General features: G+C 59.8%; 19 protein-coding genes and 1 pseudogene. 2 read left to right on the forward strand and 18 right to left on the reverse strand.

The window, feature by feature from the left end; genetic code table 11:
- From ptsP to PACILC2_RS13465, 9 genes and pseudogenes are all read right to left on the reverse strand, one after another.
- A partial coding sequence (gene ptsP, locus PACILC2_RS13425; protein WP_213529123.1) for a phosphoenolpyruvate--protein phosphotransferase occupies positions 1-1194 on the reverse strand: 1194 nt, incomplete at its 3' end.
- Complete coding sequence (locus tag PACILC2_RS13430; protein WP_062496311.1) at positions 1194-1463, reverse strand: HPr family phosphocarrier protein; 270 nt, start codon at positions 1461-1463, stop codon at positions 1194-1196. The genes PACILC2_RS13430 and ptsP, both read right to left, overlap by 1 nt.
- Before the next feature lie 19 nt (positions 1464-1482).
- Entirely contained in the window at positions 1483-2211 is a 729-nt protein-coding gene (locus tag PACILC2_RS13435) for an SIS domain-containing protein (RefSeq protein WP_213529124.1), read from the reverse strand.
- Between the two features lie 5 nt (positions 2212-2216).
- Entirely contained in the window at positions 2217-2912 is a 696-nt protein-coding gene (locus PACILC2_RS13440) for a creatininase family protein (RefSeq protein WP_213529125.1), read from the reverse strand.
- Positions 2913-2975: 63 nt separating this feature from the next.
- The gene (locus PACILC2_RS13445) at positions 2976-3968 is read right to left on the reverse strand and encodes a phosphotriesterase family protein (RefSeq protein ID WP_213529126.1); all 993 of its coding nucleotides are present in this window, start codon (positions 3966-3968) and stop codon (positions 2976-2978) included.
- A gap of 49 nt (positions 3969-4017) precedes the next feature.
- Positions 4018-5312 (reverse strand): annotated as a pseudogene (gene ulaA, locus PACILC2_RS13450) (PTS ascorbate transporter subunit IIC).
- 29 nt (positions 5313-5341) lie between these two features.
- Positions 5342-5605 carry a PTS sugar transporter subunit IIB gene (locus PACILC2_RS13455; protein WP_062496321.1) on the reverse strand — a complete coding sequence of 88 codons (264 nt, stop codon included), beginning with the start codon at positions 5603-5605 and terminating at the stop codon, positions 5342-5344.
- Between the two features lie 29 nt (positions 5606-5634).
- Positions 5635-6072 carry a PTS sugar transporter subunit IIA gene (locus PACILC2_RS13460; protein WP_062496323.1) on the reverse strand — a complete coding sequence of 146 codons (438 nt, stop codon included), beginning with the start codon at positions 6070-6072 and terminating at the stop codon, positions 5635-5637.
- Between the two features lie 24 nt (positions 6073-6096).
- Positions 6097-8217, reverse strand: coding sequence for a BglG family transcription antiterminator (locus tag PACILC2_RS13465; protein ID WP_244863487.1), 2121 nt, complete (start codon positions 8215-8217; stop codon positions 6097-6099).
- Between the two features lie 571 nt (positions 8218-8788).
- Here PACILC2_RS13465 and hflX point away from each other — a divergent pair.
- Positions 8789-10054 (forward strand): GTPase HflX, encoded by a 1266-nt coding sequence (gene hflX, locus PACILC2_RS13470; protein WP_062489139.1) that lies wholly within the window; start codon positions 8789-8791, stop codon positions 10052-10054.
- Between the two features lie 636 nt (positions 10055-10690).
- Positions 10691-11533 (forward strand): 23S ribosomal RNA methyltransferase Erm, encoded by an 843-nt coding sequence (gene erm / locus PACILC2_RS13475; protein WP_213529127.1) that lies wholly within the window; start codon positions 10691-10693, stop codon positions 11531-11533.
- A 57-nt stretch (positions 11534-11590) separates the two neighbouring features.
- Here the strand turns inward: erm and PACILC2_RS13480 are convergent, their stop codons facing one another.
- The 9 genes from PACILC2_RS13480 to PACILC2_RS13520 form a co-directional block, all read right to left on the reverse strand.
- Positions 11591-12382 carry a PucR family transcriptional regulator gene (locus PACILC2_RS13480; RefSeq protein ID WP_213529128.1) on the reverse strand — a complete coding sequence of 264 codons (792 nt, stop codon included), beginning with the start codon at positions 12380-12382 and terminating at the stop codon, positions 11591-11593.
- A complete protein-coding gene (locus tag PACILC2_RS13485) occupies positions 12379-13215 on the reverse strand; it encodes a PucR family transcriptional regulator ligand-binding domain-containing protein (protein WP_213529129.1) in 837 nt (278 codons plus the stop codon). The genes PACILC2_RS13480 and PACILC2_RS13485 overlap by 4 nt, the downstream gene beginning before the upstream one ends.
- 39 nt (positions 13216-13254) lie before the next feature.
- Positions 13255-13953 carry a cysteine hydrolase family protein gene (locus PACILC2_RS13490; protein ID WP_213529130.1) on the reverse strand — a complete coding sequence of 233 codons (699 nt, stop codon included), beginning with the start codon at positions 13951-13953 and terminating at the stop codon, positions 13255-13257.
- Between the two features lie 5 nt (positions 13954-13958).
- Positions 13959-14267 carry a cupin domain-containing protein gene (locus PACILC2_RS13495; protein WP_244863488.1) on the reverse strand — a complete coding sequence of 103 codons (309 nt, stop codon included), beginning with the start codon at positions 14265-14267 and terminating at the stop codon, positions 13959-13961.
- Between the two features lie 162 nt (positions 14268-14429).
- The gene (locus tag PACILC2_RS13500) at positions 14430-15608 is read right to left on the reverse strand and encodes a BMP family ABC transporter substrate-binding protein (RefSeq protein ID WP_213529131.1); all 1179 of its coding nucleotides are present in this window, start codon (positions 15606-15608) and stop codon (positions 14430-14432) included.
- Positions 15609-15698: 90 nt separating this feature from the next.
- Positions 15699-16610 carry an ABC transporter permease gene (locus PACILC2_RS13505; protein ID WP_213529132.1) on the reverse strand — a complete coding sequence of 304 codons (912 nt, stop codon included), beginning with the start codon at positions 16608-16610 and terminating at the stop codon, positions 15699-15701.
- 3 nt (positions 16611-16613) lie between these two features.
- Positions 16614-17675: an ABC transporter permease gene (locus PACILC2_RS13510; RefSeq protein ID WP_213529133.1), complete on the reverse strand. Its 1062-nt coding sequence runs from the start codon at positions 17673-17675 to the stop codon at positions 16614-16616.
- Positions 17672-19213: an ABC transporter ATP-binding protein gene (locus tag PACILC2_RS13515; RefSeq protein WP_213529134.1), complete on the reverse strand. Its 1542-nt coding sequence runs from the start codon at positions 19211-19213 to the stop codon at positions 17672-17674. Before PACILC2_RS13515 ends, PACILC2_RS13510 begins: the two co-directional genes overlap by 4 nt.
- Positions 19214-19625: 412 nt before the next feature.
- On the reverse strand, positions 19626-19965 hold a 340-nt coding region (locus PACILC2_RS13520; RefSeq protein ID WP_213529135.1), incomplete at its 5' end, for a hypothetical protein.

A 19965-nucleotide genomic window follows, 5' to 3' on the forward strand; every position in this document is an offset into this window, starting at 1 on the left:
AATCATCGGGAACATGATTTTCACGTTGCCGTAACGGCTGGCGCGCCATATCGCACGAAGCTGGACGCGCAGCAGCTCGCGGCGGTCGAGACCGATGCGGATCGCGCGGTAGCCGAGAAAAGGATTCTCTTCCTTCGGCAGCTCCAGATACGGAAGCGCCTTGTCCCCCCCGATGTCCAGCGTGCGAATGACGACGGGACGGCCGGCCATCCGTTCCGCCACTTCCCGGTAAGCCGCGAATTGCCGGTCCTCGTCCGGCAGCCGGTCCGCATCCATGTACAAAAATTCGGTCCGGTACAAGCCTATCCCGTCCGCATTCTGCCCGGCGGCTTCCGCCGCTTCCCGGACCGTGCCGATATTGGCGGCCAGCTCCACGCGCAGCCCGTCCTTCGTCTCCGCCGGCCGGTCGCGGAATCGTTCGAGCGCGCTCCGCTCGTCCCGCTCGCGCTGCTGGCGGAGCTTGTACGCTTCGATCGTCTCCGGGTCGGGGCGGCGAATGCAGAGCCCTTCCCCGCCGTCGACGACCAGCAGCTCACCGTCGGCGATATCGCGCACGGCGTCTCCCGCGCCGACGACAGCCGCAATGCCGAGCGAACGGGCGATGATGGAGGTGTGCGACGTCCGGCCGCCCATCCGGGTGACGAGCGCCTGCACGTACCGCCGGTCAAGCTGCACGGTATCGGAAGGGGCGAGATCGTCGGCGACGACGATGACTTCCTCCCGCAAGCCGGCGAGACTCGTCCTCTCTTCTCCCCGCAGATGCGCAAGCAGCCGCCTGCCAAGATCGCGGATGTCGGCCGCCCGTTCGCGCATATATTCGTTATCCATCGCTTCGAATCGTCCGGCGAAATGCTCGGTCACCGAGCGAACGGCGTACTCGGCGGCGAATCTCTCCTCCCTGATCCGCTTCTCGATCTGCGGGAAGTAGGCCGGATCGGACAGCATCCGCGCCTGGCCGGCGAGAATGCCGGCCTGCTTCTCCCCAAGCGTCCGCTTCGCCTGCTCCGCCAGCTCCGTCAGCTCCGCTTCGCTGCGCGCTTTCGCCTGGCCGAGACGGGCGAGCTCCACTTCCGTTGCCGCGGCGGATACCGTTTCGCGGACCGCGTCCGGCCGCGTCTCGGAAGCCAGTACGAACGCTTTCGCGATTCGGATTCCTTCCGATACGCCGATGCCTTGTATGCGCTGTTCCGCCATCACGCTTCACCGAACTTGCTTTCGATCAGCTCCGCGAGCGCTTCGACCGCCTGCTTCTCGTCCGGGCCTTCCGCCTCGATCGTGATGCTCGCTCCCTTGGCAAGACCGAGCGTCATCAGCTCCAGCATGCTTTTGGCGTCCGCTTCTTCGCCGCTCGCGTTTCTCACCTTGACCGCCGATTCGAATTCGCTTGCTTTGTCGACGAACAATTGCGCGGGACGGACATGAAATCCTTGTTCGTTCTGTATGATCAATTCTCTTGTTGTCATCATTGCTCCTCCTTACCTGTTAAAGCGGTACCCGGTCCCGATAGCGTTCGATCAGCGCCCGGTTATGCTCGTCGGCGCCGTCGATATTGCCGCTTAGAAAGACGGGGGGCTCGTAACCCCGCTCGGCCATAACGGCGATCGCCTGCGCCAGGATGGCATTGAGAACGGCCGCGCCGATCACGGTGGACGTCGGCGTAAACGGGATCGGCACGCCGGGATGGGTCAGCACCGCATCTCCCGCGACCGCGCCGTTGTCAATGGCCAGATCGACGGCCTCGTACAGATGCTTGCCGCTCTCGTGCCGGGACGGCTGGCTTTGCGAATACGCCAGCGAGGTGATGCCGATCGTGAACGCGCCCTTCCGCTTGGCGATAAGGGCGGCGTCAATCGGCACCGGATTGCGGCCGGAAGTGGACAGCACGAACATCACTTCGCCGGGACGGATATCCTGATCGTTCATGAACGTCTCCGCGAGCCCGTTCTGCCGTTCCAGCTCCGAGGAGCGGACCGCGCCTTCGTGAAGCATCAGCTTCTCGACGAAAATCGGGCGGATCGGAACGAGTCCCCCGGCGCGGTAAAACACTTCTTCGGTCAAAATATGCGAATGTCCGCAGCCGAAGAAATGAATGACGCCGCCGTTCATAATCGCTTCCGCCGTTTTCGCGGCCGCTTCGCCGACCGCTTCCGCCTGCCGTTTTTCAATCTCGTCCAACATTTGATGAATATGCCGGAAATAAGTGTGCAGCAACCGTATCACTTCTCCTTGCCGGTATGAATCCGTTGTTTGGCTTCCTGAATCATCGCCGTCATCGCGGCCAGCGTCGCTTCGATAATCCGCTCGCCTTTCTCCTTCGCGGCCAGCGTCGCATCCCCCAGCACGGCCGTCTGCGTGAACGTCTCCCACGGGGTCGGCGTGCAGTCGGCCTCCAGGCCGATCTCCGGAGGATCGCTGATCGCTCTCGACATATCCACATGTTCCTCCGCCAAATACAGCATATACGACGTTTCCAGCTCGCACGCGTGAAAATAGGAAGAGTGCGAAGAGGGCGATTCCCGCACCTCGTTAATCGCTTCTTTCGCCCCCGGGTAAAAGAAATAGTAGACTTTGAGCTCCGGATAATCCCGGTACAACAGTCGGGCCGCTTCCTTCAAGGCGACCGCGTTGCCGAGATGCCCGTTCAGCATGACAAAAATGCGGAAGCCTTGCCGGACAAGGCTTTCCCCGATATCGTAAAGCATCCGAACCAGCGCTTCGTTCGAAACGTTAATGCTGCCTGGAAAGTTCTGCAGGCTCCATACCTGGCCGTACGGAAGGGTAGGCAGGACGAAGCTGTCCGTCCGTTCCGCCAGCCGGCGGGCGAGCCGTTCGGCAAGCAGGTTGTCCGTACCGAGCGGAAGATGCGGGCCGTGCGCCTCGACGGCGCCGATCGGCAAAATCGCGCACGGCATCCGTTCGATTTTGGCCGCGATATCGAATGAATTTTCGTCTTGAAAATCATGCTTCCCGCTCCTTTACCGTTTGAAAGCGAAGCAATTGGCCGGATTCGTCACGAAAAATTTCTCGATCAGCTTGCGTCCGTCAAACCCAGCCCGATCGGCCTCGTCCACAAATCGCGGCACCCACTTGGCGATAATATATTCCAGCCCGAGACCGTAATCGTAATGCTTGTAATACGTTTTGCGCGCCGTATCCCCGCTGATCAGAATCTGGTCCTCATAGCCTTTGCGGACCAGCTCCAAAATGAGGTGAATGCGCGTGCTCTCGGGCGCGTACTTGATTTTGCCGATGCCGTCGAAGGATAAATAGGCGCCGGTTTTCGCGATCTGCTCGTGATAATACGGGTCCGGATTGCGGTCCATATGCCCAAGGCTAAGAAAGCTCAGATCGACGTTCTCGCTCCGGAGCAGCTCGATTTGCTCCAGAGCCATCGTCCCCGCTTCCGTATGGGAATGGATCGGCGCTTTCGTCTCGTGGTGCGCGCGGGCGACGGCGCGCAGCGTCTTCTCCTCCAGCGGCGTAATCCGGTTGTAGCCGGTGCCGAATTTGACCTGTCCGGCTCTGAACGGCGTGCCCTCCAGCCCTTCCTCCACTTCGCGGATGACGAAATCGGCCAGTTCGTTGACGCTTTTCGCCTCGATCCATTCGTAATACGTGTTGTAGTTGCCGATCAGCGGCTTCAGCTCTTCCTTAATCTTGGCATTCCACAGAAAGCTCTTGTTGAAGCCGGCTGTGCCGACGATGCGGACGCCGGTCTCCTTCATAATGCGATGAACCGCCGGCACGTCGCGCCCGTAATCGATCGCCGTCGCGTCGACGATCGCCTGCCCGCCATGCCGCTTGAAATCGAGAACGTCCCGTTTCGATTTCTCCGGGTCGTCCAGCAGCAGATCATCTTCCCCGCGTTCCGCCCAGTAGGCCGGCCGGCATACGATATGCTCGTGGGAATACGTAAAGCCAAGCTGCTCTTTGGGAATGTCGGCATCAAGCGTCCGAATAAAACTCATCGATCGTCCCTCCCATATCTTGATGATTGGCGTTCGCCGGCCAGGACGTTCAGAACAGCAATTGCGCCAGGAAGCGCAGAATCGGACCGATGATGAACATGTCGGAATCGGCCGCCCACATCGCCGTATCCGGCACCGTCGACGAAATGAGGAAGCGCACCATAATGTACTGGCCCCATGCGACGACGGTGGCGGTCAGAAAACCGCCGATCAATGCGCCGCGCACGCCGCCAGTCGCGTTGCCGAACACCCCGGCCGTAGCGCCGTGGAAGAACAGCACGATCATCGTCGGCACGAAGATATAGGCAACGGTGTTGCCCAGCACGACCAGCCAGATCAGCGCGCCGGCAAAAGCGCCGATAAACCCGAGAATAACCGCGTTAGGCGCGTACGGAAATACGACCGGGCAATCGAGCGCCGGCTTCGCGCCGGGCACGATCTTCGTCGCAATCCCGTTGAAAGCGGGAACCAACTCGCCGATGAACATCCGCACCCCCATCAGCACGATGGCGATGCCTCCGGCGAAAGTAAGCGATTGGATGATGGCGTATATGATGAAATTTTGCTCTCCCGCCTTGGCGATCAGCTCTTGGGCGCCGGGCGTGCCTTTCGTCACGATGACCAGCGCGCCGACCAGAAACAGAACGCCCATGCTGAGCGCCGTAATGACATTGGAATCGCGAAGAAATTCCAGTCCTTTGGGTACTTTGATTTTTTCCGCGTCGTTGTTTTTGTTGCCGAGCCACTTGCCGAACAGCGCGCCGAGCAGCGCGACCGAAGCGGAAGTATGGCCGAGCGCGATGTTGTCGTTTCCGGTAATTTGGCGCATGAACGGCTGCGTCAAAGCCGGCTGCAGCGTCCAGTACAGGCCGAGAATGACCGCGATGAACGCGACCAGCTTCCACTGCGCCACATCCCCCGCCGCATGCACGACGATACCGGCAAAAATGGTAGCCGTCCAGAACATCATGTGCCCGGTCAAATAGATATATTTAAACTTCGTAAACCGGGCCAGCAGCACGTTGAGGAGAAAGCCGACGAGCATGGCGAGCGTAACGGCGCTGCCGTATTTTCCATTGAAGGCATCCTGGCCGAGAAATTGCCCCAGCGATTCGGCCTCGAGGCCGAATACTTCCTTCCACATCGGCTCGAACACGTTCAAAGCGTTGACGATGACGTTCGCGCCGGCGCCGATAATCAGAAAACCGATCACCGCCTTGAACGTTCCGCTGACGACCTGACTGACCGTTTTTTCTGCAGGAGCAGCCCGATCAGCACGATAAAACCGAGCAAAATGGCGGGCGTTCCGAATATATTCGTGGCAATCCAGAATAAAGCGTCCATTGGACAATCCCCCCTATTCGGTTATAGAACTATAGAACGGCTTTCAACTTTTCTTTAATCTCGTTCAGGTCGAAATAATTGTTGACGATGACGATTTGGGCCGAATGCCCTTGCAGGGTTTGCGCCAGTTCGTTGCTCGTGACGATATAATCCGCCGGCATGGACGAAGCCGTCGAAACGTCGGTATGCTCGACGTCCGCCTGCACGCCCATCTCCTTCAAAACGTTTTCCACATTCATTCGCAAAATGAGACTCGTTCCTTGACCTAACCCGCATACGCACAACACTTTCATCGCCATTACCTCCCGTTTTAGATTTGATTTCAAGCTTTTGCCAGCAAGGCCTCTATGTCGCCGGCGGTTGCGGCTTCTTTCATCGCCTGCACGTTCGCCGGGTCATTGAGCAATGTCGTCAGTTTGCGCAGCAGCGCAATATGATCCGCGCTGGACGACGATCCGAGCGCGAAGACGAGCTCGACCGGGTCGTTGTGGGCATGGCCGAACGGTACCGGACGGCGGAGCCGAACGAAGGAGACGGACGCCTCGTTCACCCCGTCCTCCGCTTTCGCATGAGGCAGCGCGATATGGGGAGCGAGGACGAAATAAGGCCCTTTCTCCCGATAAGCGGCCACCATCGCCTCCACGTACCGGTTGTCCGCCGTTCCGCCGTTCACCAGCAGGCGGCCGGCCAGCCGGATCGCCTCCTCCGCGTCCTTCGCCTCGGCATCCAGCGATATCAAGTCTTGTTCCAAAAAACGCATCCTATCATCCTCCTCAACTCGGGCTTAGACAGAGGCCGAATATTGTTCGATTATTCGGACGATTGGGTCCGGAGCAGTCGCCTGGGCAAGCCGTTCACGGTGGCGTTCCTCGCGGAACATCTCCGTCAGCTGCGCCAAAGCTCTCAGATGCGACTCACCGTCCACGCTCGCGATGACGAACAAAAGCCGTACCCGATGCCGCGGTTCGGAGCCGAAGTCGATGCCTCGGGCCGAGGTCAGCAGCGCCATCGCGCTTCGGACAACGCCGTCTTCCGGCCTGGCATGGGCGATCGCAATACCCGGCCCGATCACAATATAGGGTCCGTGGCGTTCGACTTTATCGATCATCGCCTGCACATACCGCCGGACGATGCTGCCGTCGTTCAGCAGCGGTTCCGCGGCGAGCCGGATCGCGGCCCGCCAATCCTCCGCTTCGCCCTGAAGCGTCATGCGGTCCGGCGTCAGCAGTTCCTTGAGCGACGGCTTCCGGTCTTCCACTCTCCCGCCTCGGGCCGCCGCCAAATATCGCCGGACATCTTCGAGCAGCCGCCCTTCGTTTCGAACGACCGCATGCTTCTTCACCAGCTCGACGATGGCCTGCGCGGAAGGACCGGGCCCTTCCCCCGCTCCGCCATCCAGATGCGGAAGGAGCCGGTTCAGCAGGCTGGCTTTCTCCGCATCGCTCATAATGGCGTTGACGGTAAAGACGGGAACTTCGCTGTTCGGCAGCGGCACGGTGGAAAAGATGAAATCGACCTTGCCTGTAAAATGCTCGTAATCCCTTAAGGACAGAACGGCCGTAATATCGATGGCCGGAAACAATTGCTCAAGCTGGATTTTCAGCATGCGCGAGGCGGATACGCCGTTGACGCAAACGATCGCCGCCGACTTGCGCCGGACCGGCTTGACCTGCTCCCTGCGCAGCCAGCCGCCGAAGTGCATCGCCATATACGCCAATTCGTCGTCGCCGATCGGTTTGCCCAGCAACTCCTCGAGCGGCAGCGCCGATTTTTTCGTCAATTCGAACACTTCGGGATACTTCTCCATAATCGAGGCCGTAAGCGGGTTCTCGGTCTTGAGATTGTATTTGATCCGGTAATACGCGGATTTCACATGGAGAAACAGCTGCTTCTCCAAAGCTTCGCGATGCTGGAAATAGACACAGCCGAGACGTTCGAACATATCGATCATCCGGCCGGTCGCCTCGCGGAGACGCGCGGTTTCCTGATCGTCGGATTCCCGCTCCAGCCTGTTCACCTTGGCAGCCAGCAAATGAACCGTCATATAGCAAATCTCGTCCTCCGGAAACGGCACGCCGAACAGCTTTTCGAGCTCCTGCGCGATTTTGACCGCGGCCTGGAATTGCGGTGTCTTGCGCAGCGCCCGCTTCTCCTCCTCGTCCATCGTCACCCGCTTCCCTTGAGCCAGCCGGTCTGCGGACAGCAGCAGCAGGGCGGCAAGATGAACAATGGTTTCGTCGGCCAGCTCCATGCCGATCGCCCGTTCACCGGAAGCGATCATGTCATAGACGGAAGACAGCCGGTCTTCCCCTAAATGCGGAAAATGCGAGCGGTACAGATTAGCCCCGACCAACCCCCGCATCCGGGATACGAACTGTTTCCAGCTCATATGGGTCAGCAGCGCGGAAAGCATATGAGAGAGCGCCGTTCGCTTATCCTTCTCGTTCCCCCGCACTTCGTAGCCGTCTTTGCGATGAAACGCAATGTCGAGGCCGAAAGCGGCGAGCTCGGTCCGCAGCTGCTGCAGCGTGGCAAGAACGGTTCCGCGGCTGACCTGGAGCAATTGCTCCATATCGTGCAGAAACATCGGCTTCGTCCGATGGATCAGATGCAAGCCGAGCCAGGCCACCCGTTCGTCCCGGGACAAATAATATTGGGAGACTCGGGCGTTTCCCGCTTTGGCGGGCAGCTGCGAACGGGTCTCCTCCGGCAGCCGGAAGCCCGCTCCGCGCACCCGCTCGACGGGAGCCATGCCGTTAAACCGCAGCCAGCCGTCGATTTTGTCCATATCGTAATAAACAGTCCGTTTCGAAATGTGAAACGCACCCATCAACTCCCGCACCGAAACGTAATCCTGCTTTTCCTGCAAATAAGCGAGCATGGAAGCGCTTCTTTCATCCAGCAAGGACAAGCCCTCCCAACCTTGTGCGACTCTCTCTTGTCAGCTATTGTACTTAACGATATTAAAATAAAACAGCGCAATTATTGTCCGCGTTATTGTGCAAAATTATACGGATAGGCGATAGATTCGCGGCTTCTCCAAAACGGGTTTGCCAAAGACGGGCCGGTTGTGGTACACTCGTATGCAAACGAATGGAACGGAGGGTTACGTGTGATAGATTCTATCCGGATCAGATCTTTGCGCGGCTAATTGTATGACGCCAAAGGCTCTGCCTGTGCGCAGAGGATTCGGGATAGGTCTGTCCATTTTTCACGTACCCGTTACGTCAAACGTTGAGCATTCGGCTGCCGGCATCGGTTGCGATCGGTCATACCTTGTATGCGATCTGTCGTTCCCGACATCGGTTTCGATCGGTCATACCCCGCGTGCGATCTGTCGTTCCCGGCTTGCAGCTGCTTTGTTCGCGTTTTCCATGGATAGCTATTTCTGCATCCTCTACCCGTTTTCACGGATGACACAGGCGGCCGGCCTGTGTTTTTTTTATTGCTTTTTTGGAACGGAGGATGATCTCAATATGAAACAACAACAGCAACAAGCGGTCATTGTCGGCGTTCACCTGCCGGAACGCACCGATTTTGCCTCCTCCATGGAGGAGTTGCGCAGCCTGGCCGAAGCATGCCAGGTGCAAGTGGTTGACGAGCTGAGCCAGAAGGCCGTTCGTATCAACCCTTCCCATTATATCGGCACCGGCAAGCTCCAGGAGCTCGCCGCGCTGCTGGAAGCGTACGAAGAGGCGTTCGTCATCTTCAACGACGAGCTGTCTCCTTCCCAGATTCGCAATCTGGAAGCGGCGCTCAAGCGAAAGGTGATCGACCGCACCATGCTCATTCTCGATATTTTCGCGGAACGGGCGAAGACGAGAGAAGCCCAGCTGCAAGTGGAAGTCGCCCAGCTGCAATATATGCTTCCCCGCCTGGTCGGGCTGCGCGCGTCGCTCGGCCGGCAAGGCGGCGGAGCCGGGCTCCGCAACAGAGGAGCCGGCGAGACGAAGCTCGAGCTTGACCGCCGCCGCATCGAAGAACGGATCGCCGCACTGCAGAACGAGCTCGAGAAGCTGGTCGCGCGCCGGCAGGTCCAGCGGAAGCAGCGCCGCAAGAACGACATACCTGTCGTCTGTCTCGTCGGATATACGAATACCGGCAAGTCGAGCCTGATGAACGCGCTCGTCGAGCGGTACAATCCGCAACCGGAGAAGCAGGTGCTGGCCCGCGACATGCTGTTCGCCACGCTGGAGACGTCGGTGCGCAGCATCGAGCTGCCCGACCGCAAATCGTTCCTGCTGACGGACACCGTCGGCTTTGTCAGCGGTTTGCCCCATCATCTGGTCAAAGCGTTCCGCTCGACGCTGGAGGAAGTGGCCGAAGCCGACCTGCTCATACACGTCGTCGATTTTTCCAATCCCGATCATGAGAAGCAGATCGAAGTGACCAACGACACGCTCCGGGAGCTTGGCGCGGATCACATTCCGATGATTTATGCCTTTAACAAGCTGGACATCACGGAACATCCGTACCCGCAAGTGCAGGACGGCTCCGTATACCTGTCCGTCCGGGAGCGGAAAGGGATCGACGAGCTGGTCGGCATGATACGCGAACAGATATTCAGCAGCTATGTGCAGCGCGAAATCGTCATTCCGTACGATCAGGGGCGGCTGGTCGCGTATTTCAACGAGCACGCTCATGTGCAGGAGACGAGCTACGAACCGGAAGGAACGCGGCTGCGGCTCGAATGCAAAGCCGCGGACTACGAGAAATACCGCGCTCATTTTATCGAGCTGTAAGCCCGTTACCCGGGCATCGCCTAATCGCCCTAATCGTTTGTTTCGTCGAACGGTTGGGCCATATCCCGATCGTTCGTTTCATCGAACGGTTAGACCGTATCTCGATCGTTCGTTTCATCGAACGGTTAGACAGTATCTCGATCGTTCGTTTCATCGAACGGTTAGGCCATATCCCGGCTTTCAGCCGAACGGAGGGTTACGTATGGTAGACCAAAAAATCCGAGTACGCATGCTTTGCGCCAACTGAATAGCGCTTAAAGCTCTGCCTGTGTGCAGAGGACTCGGATTTGGTCTGCCTTTTTACGCCTATGCGAAAATACCGCAAGGATAGCCTTTGGCGTGCAATGACGCATGCCTGAGCGGATTGGGTTGAGCCGAAATGACGGTTCGAGAGGCCGGGCGCGCGGCGGTTAGATGCCGTCCGTCCGGAAGGAGCGTTCGTCTCCAAGAAGCGTTGGCGGAGCCGCCTTTCCGGATTTTCCGGATTTTCCGGATTTTCCAGCCTTCCCGGCTTCTCTGGCCTTTCTCGGCCGCAAGACCCCGCTCTATCCGTATGCCTTCTCCGATTGCCGAACACACAGGCAGCGCTTGCCTGTGTGTTTTTTTATAATCTTCGGCAACGGAGGAGAGATTGCGATGAAACAACGAAATCACCGGCTCCCGAAGGAGCGGAAAGTGCCGGAGCGAGACAAGCTCCACGGACAACATTTTTTGCGGGACCGCGAGCTCATTCTCGAAATGATCGGCATCGCCGGCATCCGAACGACCGATACCGTCGTCGATATCGGGGCCGGAGCCGGGGCGATTACGCTCCTGCTGGCGAAGAAAGCCGGCAAGGTGCTGGCGGTCGAGAACGACCCCGTATTGGCGGCAGCACTGCGCAGAAGAACCGGCGAGCTGCGCCATATTACAGTCGTCGAAAAAGATTTTGCCATAACGCGGCTCCCGCAAGAGCCTTTCTGCGTCGTGGCGAATATCCCGTTTTATATGACGACGGCCATCTTGACCCGGCTGCTCGATTCGCCGGCGGAAGCTTTTCAACGGGCGGTGCTGATCGTCGCGCACGGCGCGGCGAAAGGCTTTACCGCACGCCGTATTCGCAGCGCGCGGCTCTTGGCATGGAGAATGTGGTTCGACATCAAGCTGGCCAAAGTCGTCCCGCGGCACCGCTTCTCGCCCCCGCCGAGCGTGGACGCGGCGCTGCTTCATATCCGGCGCAAAAGCAGCCCGCCCGTGCCGCTGCAACACCGCGCCCGCTTCATCGCGCTGGCGGAGTACGGGCTGCGGTATCCCGATCTGCCGATTCACGAAGCGCTGAAAGGCATCTTTACGCCGCCGCAGCTGAAGCAGCTGTTGAGAGCGGTCGGCGCTAATCGGAACGATCCGATCTGCCGGCTGAATGAACGGCAGTGGGGAATCGTCTTTCACACGATGCTCGCCCATGTGGAGCGGCACCGGTGGCCGGCAAGGCGGAAATAATACCGTGCAATATTCGGCAGGGCTTCCCGACATTCGGATCATTTCCGGGAAGCCCTGCTATTCGCTTTCCCCGATATCGATCGCTTTGAGCGCGAGCTGGACGAGCAGCTTCGTCTCCGGATCGTCGAGCCGAAGACCGAGCTCGTTGCGGATTCGCTCCAGCCGGTAGCTGATCGTATTGTAGTGCACGAACATCCGCTCGGCGGTTTCCTTGGCGTTGCAATTGCAATGGATATAAGTGCGCAGCGTCGTCAACAGCGACCCCTGCTGTTTGCGGTCCATTTCCAGCAGCGGGGCGACATACATCCTGCTGAATTCCGCCAGTTCCTCGGATCCTTGCAGCCGGTACAGCAGCATATAGACGCCAAGCTCGCGATATCGGACAATATCGTTCCCGAGCCGGCACACCCGCCTGATTTCGGCGACCCGTTTCGCATCGCGGTAGCTGTCCGGCACGCCATCCGTGCCGTCCGCCGTCCGGCCGAGACAAAGCGCCGCCCGTTTCCCCCGGAGTACGGACTGCAAAATCGACCAGGCCGCCTGCACGGCACCTTCTTCCTCCTCCCGGTCGTTGCCGCGGAACGTCAGAAGCACGACGAGCCCGCCCTCCAATACGGTCCATTTGATGCCGCCGCAGCCCCGCAATACGCTTTCCCCGTTCAGCCGCTTGGCCAGCTCCTGCTGTTCTTTGGCATCGTTCGGACCGTCCTCCAGAGCGGCCGCCCCCGCGATATAGGAGGCATGCCGTTCGAGCGGCCATCCGCACGCTTCCGCCCGCAGGCGCAAATCGACGGACGATACGATCCGGCCGGTCATCCAGTCTTGCAGAAACTGATCGAAATATTTCATCTCGATTTTTTCCGCGCCTGCATATTGCTGATTTCGAAGCCGAGCAGTCGGCCGGCCCAATTTACGGTGAGCGAATCGACGATGCCGTATCCGCCCCCTTCCTCGAATACAAGCAGCAAATACGGATGAAGCGGGTCGGCGGACACCGGCATCACCCGCACCCGGACGCTGCTGCCGGCAACCTGCAGCACGCTCGCTTCGCGGTCGCGCGCCGACCGCAGCGCATGCCAGCCGGCATCGTCGATCAGCCGGCAATACCGTTCCGCGTCAGGCGACGCGACAAGACGGTTCTCGGGATCGAGCAGGACGACGGGGTGATGAATCATCAGCTGCAAATGGTTCATAAAAGCGGGAAGCCCGTCCCCATGCAGCAGCATGCGGGACAGGCGTTGCACCCGTCCTTGCAGGACGGTCAGTTCTTTGGATTCCGACACGAGCACCCGCTCCATCACTTCCCTGACGACATCCGAAAACGCCGTCCCCGGAGGTAGCTCGATTAGCGGCATGCCGCAGCGGTCGGCCGCCCGGACGGCCGCTTCCGGCACGGCGTCGACGAACCGCTTCGTCTTGAGACCGAGAGCGACGACGCCTTTCTGAGCCAGCTCGGCGATCAGCGTCACCAGCGTATCCGGGTCGTCCTTGAACGGATAGCCGGTCGTCATCAGAAATTCGCCGGGGCGGACCCAATCGGCCACATCCGGCACCTCCATCACGTTGACCCGGCTGATCGTCTTCTCCAGCCCCGCTTCGCCGCCGAGAAGAATCGCTTCACGGAAATGGGGGATATCGAACAGATCCTTGACAGCCAGTCCTCCCCGCATGTCGTAATCCATCGCTACCATCCTTTCTATACCGGTCTGTTGCGGCGGAATCTATGCGCCGGGATGTCCGGTTCGAAGCGCTGCGATGAACGGCGCCGCCGGGGAAGTCCAGCCGAAAATGCCGCCCTGCTGCCGCACCATGCGAATCGCCGCCTCATGGTCCCGCGGATCGAATGCGGCCGTCGCATCCTCGAGCACAAGACAGCGGTATCCCCGGTCGTTGGCCTCCCGCAGCGTCGTATGGACGCACACATGGGTCGTTACGCCGCACAGGATCAGCGACTCTATCCGTCTCTCCTGCAGCACATCATGAAGCCCGGTCGCGTAAAATGCGCCTTTGCCCGGCTTGTCGATCACGATCTCGTCCGGCAGCGGCGCCAGTTCGGGAACGATCGCATGACCGCGCTCCCCGCGGATCAGGATGCGGCCCATCGGTCCCTCATCGCCGATGCCCGCGCCTTGACGCCGGCTGTGTTCGAGCTTCGCCGGCGGACAGTCGGACAGATCGGGCAGATGTCCTTCCCTTGTATGCACGATCAGCAGCCCGGCCTCGCGCGCAGCTTCCAGCACATCGGCGATGACCGGAATGATCGCCCGCGCCGGCGAAATGTCATTGCCGAGCCGTTCGCCGAAGCCTCCCGGCGCGCAAAAGTCGTTCTGCATATCGATGATGACGAGCGCGGCTGCGCCTGCCCGCCATTCGTAAGGATAAGGCAGCGCCGCGCTCACCTGATACGTCGGAGCAAGCATGAAGCTCACTCTCCCTCCGCGGCGGGCGGACGGTCTGGCGGCATAGACGCCGGCACCTGCGTCGTTCCGAAATAGCAGTTGCGCGGCGCCCCTTCTTCGACCGGGAGAAAAATGCTGATTTGCTCGGTCGGCGCCGTGTCATCGTTCACGACCGAATGAACGACGCCGGCCGGAACGTGGAAGGTGTCGCCCGCCTCGTACGACCGCCATTCGCCGTTGCACAGCAGCCGCACTTTTCCCGCCGTAATATGAATGATTTCCGCCACATCGTGATAATGGGGGAGAATGGCTCCGCCGACCCCGATTTTTCCCACAGCACCGAGCTGGCGCGGACGCCAAGCGCATCCGCCTCGGCCGCCGAGACAATTTCCCTGTGGTACAGCGATACATGGTCCGGCATCAGCGACCAGTCCATCTCCGCCGCCCGTTTTACAATCGTTCGCGCATCCGTCATGTTGCCGCCGCCTCCCATGCCGTTATTTCGGAATATTCCCGATGACGCCTTCTACCAAATAATCCGTCGCTTCGAGTTCATCGAGCGTCGGCAGCTCGCCTTCCGCGATCCGGACATTCCCCGTCTGATCTTTCACCGGACCAGCGAACGGATGGAGCGTGCCGTCAATCAGCGCCGCCTTCTTCTCCTCGACGAGCGCCTTCACGTCATCCGGCACATTCGCGCCGAAATTCGCCAGCTGCACGATGTCGTCCTTCAGCATGCCGCGATATTTGCCGTCATACTTGCTGCCCTTGAATTCGCCGTTCACCGCCACCTTCACCATATCGACGAACAGATCCGACCAGTTCCAGCTCGAGCCGGTCAGCCAGCCGTTCGGGGCCAGCTCCGAAGCGTCGGTATGGTAGCCGACCGACATGACGCCCCGGCGTTCGGCCGTTTCAATAATCGTCTTCGTGCAGTCCTGATGCTGGGTGATCACATCCACCCCGGCGTCGATCAGCGAGTTGGCCGCATTCGCCTGCTGCCCCGGATCGCACCAGCTGCCGGTAAAGACGACGGAGGTCGTCGCGTTCGGATTGACCGACCGCGCCCCGAGCTGGAACGCGTTCACATTAAGCAGCACCTGCGGAATCGGCACCGACACGACATAGCCAAGCTTGCCCGTTTTGCTCATTTTGCCCGCGGCAACGCCGGCCAGATAGATCGGCTCCCAGATCGTCCCGAAATAGGTGCCCAGATTTTCCGCCGTCTTCAATCCGCCCTGATGGAAAAACGCGACGTCCGGATGCCGCTTGGCGACGTTGAGCGCCGGATCGAGATGGCCATAAGAGGTGGGGAAAATGATTTTGGCGCCGTCCCGGATCATCTGCTCCATCACCCGCTCGGCTTCGGCCGTCTCCGGCACATTCTCCGCCCGCAGCACCTTCAGATCGGGGTAAGCCTTCTCCACCGCCTCGCTGCCGATATAGGCCGCCTGGTTATAGCCGTGATCGTCTTTCGTGCCGACGAAAATAAAGCCGACCGCGGTTCCGCCCGTTCCCGGCGCGGCCGTCCCGCCGCTTGCGGACTCCGTGTCCGCGGCGCCGGGCGCCGAAGCCCCTCCTCCGCCGCCCGGCTGGCTGCACCCGGCCATGAGGACGGCAATCGTCAGCGCACAGGCTATCCATTGGTTCGCTTTTATCCATACTCTTCTCTTCATCTCGGTTTCCCTCCAGTTGGTCTCAACCCATACGATCCATACGATTTACACATGATTGCCTGAAATGATTGCCTGAAATCCGCCGTCTCCTCAACCGCCCGTATCCCCGGCCAGCACTTTGCCGAGCGCTTCCGGCGTTACGCTCTGCTTTCTCCGCTCGACGACGAGAAGCGCCGCCAGTGTCAGCAGGTACGGAACCATGAACAGGAAAAACGTCGATATCGGCCAGCCCATTTGCTGCACCGTCAGCTGCAGCGCCTGGGCGGCGCCGAACAGGTAAGCGCCGAGCATGGCGCGCGCCGGCTTCCACGAAGCGAAGATGACGAGCGCCACCGCGACGACGCCGCGCCCCTGGGTCATATTTTCAACCCAGCTGTGGGTGAAGGCGACGGACAGCTGCACGCCGCCGACGCCGGCGAGGCAACCGCCGGCCAGCACCGCCAAATAACGGACCAGCTTCGGATTGATCCCGCTTGCGAACAGCACTTCCTCCCGCTCGCCCGCCGCTCTCAGGATGACGCCGAGCCTTTTCCGGAAGAGCGCGTACCATAGGCAGGGGACGAGCGCAATCGACAAATACGTCAGCGGATCGTGGTTAAACAGGATGCCGCCGACGAACGGGATATCGGAAAGCAGCGGGATGGGCACCGGATTGAACCCGACGATCCGCTGGCTGACGAACTCCCGCCCGAAAAACGACGTCAGCCCGATGGCAAAAAACATGATCGTCAAGCCGGTAGCAAGCTGATTGGCGCCGCATGTCAAGACCAGAAAAGCGTGTATCGCGGCGATCAACATACCGCAGAAGCCGCCCGCCAACACCCCCAGCCACGGATTGCCTGTCCATACCGTAACGGCAAATCCGCCAAGCGCTCCGGCCAGCATCGCCCCTTCGGTGCCGAGGTTGATGACGCCCGCCCGCTCCGATACGAGTTCCCCCTGGCTGGCCAGCATAACGGACGTTCCCGAGCGCAGGGCGCCGGTCAAAATATCGGCAATCATCCTTTACCCCTCCTTCTGCCTTCTGCTGCCAAGAATAAAAAACAGGACAAGGCCCATCAAAATATGAACGGAAGACGACGGCAGTCCCGAGCCGATCTCCAGCGTATTGCCCGCGACACTGATCATGCCGAGCAGAAAGCCGGTTGCGATGAGCCGCACGGGATGGTTCCAGGCCATCATCGCCGCGAGAAATCCGAGGTAGCCGTAGTCGGCTCCCGTCTCGGGACGCAGCCGCCCTTCGATTCCCGCAATTTCGATCATGCCGGCTATTCCTGCCAGAACCCCGCCGGCGAGAAGCACCGCGACATACGTTCTGTTGATGTTGAATCCTGCCCGCTCCGCGGCCAGACGATTGCTGCCGAGCACGCGGATGCGGAAGCCGACGCGCGTCTTCGCCAGCACAAACCAGACGACCGCCGCGAATGCGATCGCAACCGCGAAGCCGATATGAAGCCTCGTCCCGTCCAAGATCGGCAACCGCAGCGCCGGCGATATTTCGGGCGAGAAGGGCCAGTTGAACGATTCGGGATCCTTCAGCAGCCCGTGAACGAAAAAGCTGACCGTGTAGGCCGCCACATAATTGAGCAGCAGGCTCGTAATCGTCTCGTTGAGCCGGCCGCTCACTTTGAGCGCCGCGGTGATGCCGGCCCATACCGCCCCGCCGAGCGCGCCGGCGAGCAGCATGAGCGGAATGCCGACCCAGGCGGACATCTGATCGAGATAGAATACGGCGAACCAGGTGGAGAACAGCGCGCCGATCGCAAGCTGCCCTTCGCCCCCGACATTGACGAGACCCGCTTTGGCGGGGAGCGCGGCGGCAAGGCCGGTTAGAATAATGGGCGTCGCTTTCAGCAGCACCTCGCCCAGACCGTACAGATCGCCGAAGGTTGACCGGATCATCGATACGTACAAGGTCCACGGATTGACGCCGTTCGCGAGCAGGAACAAGCCGTACAGGACGAACGGGGCAAGCAGGACGGCCGCCTGCACGCCAGCGGATCTGACGCGGCTCCGCCATATATCGGAAGCGCCTTGCAGCGGCAACGCAGCGGCTTGTTGTTTCATGCGGATTCTCCTTTCAGCATCCGTCGGCCGATTTGTGATATATCGGTTTCCGCGGGAAGATAGGGGCCGAGAAGCCGCTTGCCGGACAGTACGACGAGCCGGTCGGAAAGCTTGAACAGTTCGTCGAGATCTTCCGAGAACAGCAGGATGGCCGTTCCCTGTCTCGCCAGCTCGATCAGCTGCTGCTGAATCGTATGCGTCGTGCCGATATCAAGCCCCCGGCTCGGATAGCTGACGATCAGCACATCCGGTTTACGGATCAGCGCCCGGGAGAGTACCATACGCTGCACATTTCCGCCCGACAGCCGGTCTGCGCGCCGGCTCGCCTCCGCAAGCGCGAGCGCCTTCGCCTCCGCGCTGCCGTCCAGCGCTTTGCGAATATGGCTCCAATCGATTCCGACCCCTTTGGCGCGAAGCGGAATGCCGTCCAGCACCATATGCTCCAGAATCGAAAATCCCGGGACGACCGATTCCTTGATCGGGTCTTCGGACACAAAGCTGACGCCCGCTTCCATGAACGCTTTCGGCCCTCCCTTGATCGGCTGTCCGCCTACGGTCAGCTTGCCGCCCGACAGCTTGCGGAGCCCGAACAGCACTTCCGCCAACTCGCGCTGCCCGCTGCCGGAAATGCCTGCCACACCGGTAATTTCCCCTTTGCGCAGCGAAAGCCGAACGTTCTCCAGCACCGTCTCGCCGTGATCGCCGGCAATCGTGCCGTTCTCGACCTGCAGCAGGACAGGCGCTTCCCCTTCCCGACCGGACGGCGGCTTGGCCACAGGCTTGAGCGTCTTATCGCCCATCATCGCGTCGACAAGCGACCGGGCGTCGAATCCCCGCTCGCGGTCGGAAGTATAGACAATCCGGCCGCTCCGCAGCACGGTCACTTCATCCGCGCAAGCCATCACTTCGTTGATCTTGTGCGTAATGAGCAGAATGCCGTAACGATCCCGGCGCAGCAAATCGAGCATGCGGAGAAAGGCTTCGACCTCTTGCGGGACGAGCACGCTGGTCGGCTCGTCAAAAATAATGACACGCGTACCGGGAGCAAGCAGCACCTTCACAATTTCCAGCCGCTGGCGCTGTCCGAGATCGAGCTGCCAGACATACGCATCGGGGTCGATCGACAGACCGTATTTCGCCGATACTTCTTCGATGCGGGCAAGAAGCCTGCTTCTGTTCAGCCGCCAGCCTTTCTCCACGGCCAGCGCAATATTGTCAAGCACCGTAAGCGCCGGAACGAGGCGAAAATCCTGAAACACCATCCCGATGCCTTTCGCCCTCGCCCTAATCGGCGGATGCAGAGCGACCGGACCGCCGTCCATCTCGATCGTGCCTTCATCCGGCTCGTAGACGCCATAGAGCATCTTCATCAATGTACTCTTGCCGGCGCCGTTCTCGCCCAGAATGGCATGGATCGAACCGGGCTTCACCTCCAGGTCGATCCCCTGATTGGCGACCAGAGCGCCGAAACGCTTCGTCAGGCCCGTCGCTTTCAAGAGATACGGTTGATAGGGATGTTCGCTGTCGTACGGCTTCATGTCTGATCCACCCCCCATTTGAGTTAAGTTTTCTAACTTTATAGATTAGTTATTATTACAAAACTAATTATAATACACTTTTCGAAGTTTTTCTTTATCGATTTTTGACATTTTTTCAGCCCTTGTTTTATCAATTGTCTATAAAGCTAACACATATATAACATAAACTGAAATAACTCCATTGTCCCTGTCTGAGGCGGATACTGTTTCGCGGTGAAATATAGGCCAAAGACACCAGGATGGCGGCCAGGGCTTTATTCGCTCGCGCTATCCCCGCCGGGCGGTAGCCCGACGCCCCCGCCACGCGCCCCATTGCGCACCTGCAGGGCCTTATTCTCGCTCTATCCCCGCCAGGCGTCCGAATCGCGAACCCCAGGGCTTATTCACTCGCTCCAACCCCACCGGACGCCCGTTATTCGCTCGCGCCACCACTGCCGGATGCCGGATCACGAACCTCTGGCCCCTTATTCGCTCCAACCCCGCCTGCCTGATTACCAACCTCCAGGGCTTTATTCACCCGCGCCGTCACCGCCATGCGCGCTCGATTACGAACCTCCGGACTCCGGCCCCTTATTCGCTCACGCCACCATCCCTGTGAACTGCCGCCGGTCCCGAAATTGCGCTTTACTCCGACTCCGCGGCGGCTGGCATCCGGAAGATAGAAACCCAATAAAAGGACAAAGTTGCAAAAGTGCAGCTTTTCCGGGCGTAAAATAACCAAACCACGAAAATTACTGCGATAATGCAGTTTT

The organism is Paenibacillus cisolokensis, from assembly GCF_018403665.1.
In the GTDB taxonomy this organism is placed as follows: domain Bacteria; phylum Bacillota; class Bacilli; order Paenibacillales; family Paenibacillaceae; genus Paenibacillus_AH; species Paenibacillus_AH cisolokensis.

What these genes read in the sequence shown, in the direction of transcription:
- PACILC2_RS13440 (WP_213529125.1), bottom strand. Translation starts at nt 2,912, where the DNA reads ATGCCGTGCGCGATTTTGCCGATCGGCGCCGTCGAGGCGCACGGCCCG.
- erm (WP_213529127.1), top strand. Translation starts at nt 10,691, where the DNA reads ATGAAACAACGAAATCACCGGCTCCCGAAGGAGCGGAAAGTGCCGGAG.
- PACILC2_RS13460 (WP_062496323.1), bottom strand. Translation starts at nt 6,072, where the DNA reads ATGCGTTTTTTGGAACAAGACTTGATATCGCTGGATGCCGAGGCGAAG.
- PACILC2_RS13480 (WP_213529128.1), bottom strand. Translation starts at nt 12,382, where the DNA reads ATGAAATATTTCGATCAGTTTCTGCAAGACTGGATGACCGGCCGGATC.
- PACILC2_RS13510 (WP_213529133.1), bottom strand. Translation starts at nt 17,675, where the DNA reads ATGAAACAACAAGCCGCTGCGTTGCCGCTGCAAGGCGCTTCCGATATA.
- PACILC2_RS13500 (WP_213529131.1), bottom strand. Translation starts at nt 15,608, where the DNA reads ATGAAGAGAAGAGTATGGATAAAAGCGAACCAATGGATAGCCTGTGCG.
- hflX (WP_062489139.1), top strand. Translation starts at nt 8,789, where the DNA reads ATGAAACAACAACAGCAACAAGCGGTCATTGTCGGCGTTCACCTGCCG.
- PACILC2_RS13505 (WP_213529132.1), bottom strand. Translation starts at nt 16,610, where the DNA reads ATGATTGCCGATATTTTGACCGGCGCCCTGCGCTCGGGAACGTCCGTT.
- PACILC2_RS13445 (WP_213529126.1), bottom strand. Translation starts at nt 3,968, where the DNA reads ATGAGTTTTATTCGGACGCTTGATGCCGACATTCCCAAAGAGCAGCTT.
- PACILC2_RS13485 (WP_213529129.1), bottom strand. Translation starts at nt 13,215, where the DNA reads ATGGATTACGACATGCGGGGAGGACTGGCTGTCAAGGATCTGTTCGAT.
- PACILC2_RS13455 (WP_062496321.1), bottom strand. Translation starts at nt 5,605, where the DNA reads ATGAAAGTGTTGTGCGTATGCGGGTTAGGTCAAGGAACGAGTCTCATT.
- PACILC2_RS13490 (WP_213529130.1), bottom strand. Translation starts at nt 13,953, where the DNA reads ATGCTTGCTCCGACGTATCAGGTGAGCGCGGCGCTGCCTTATCCTTAC.
- PACILC2_RS13515 (WP_213529134.1), bottom strand. Translation starts at nt 19,213, where the DNA reads ATGAAGCCGTACGACAGCGAACATCCCTATCAACCGTATCTCTTGAAA.
- PACILC2_RS13430 (WP_062496311.1), bottom strand. Translation starts at nt 1,463, where the DNA reads ATGACAACAAGAGAATTGATCATACAGAACGAACAAGGATTTCATGTC.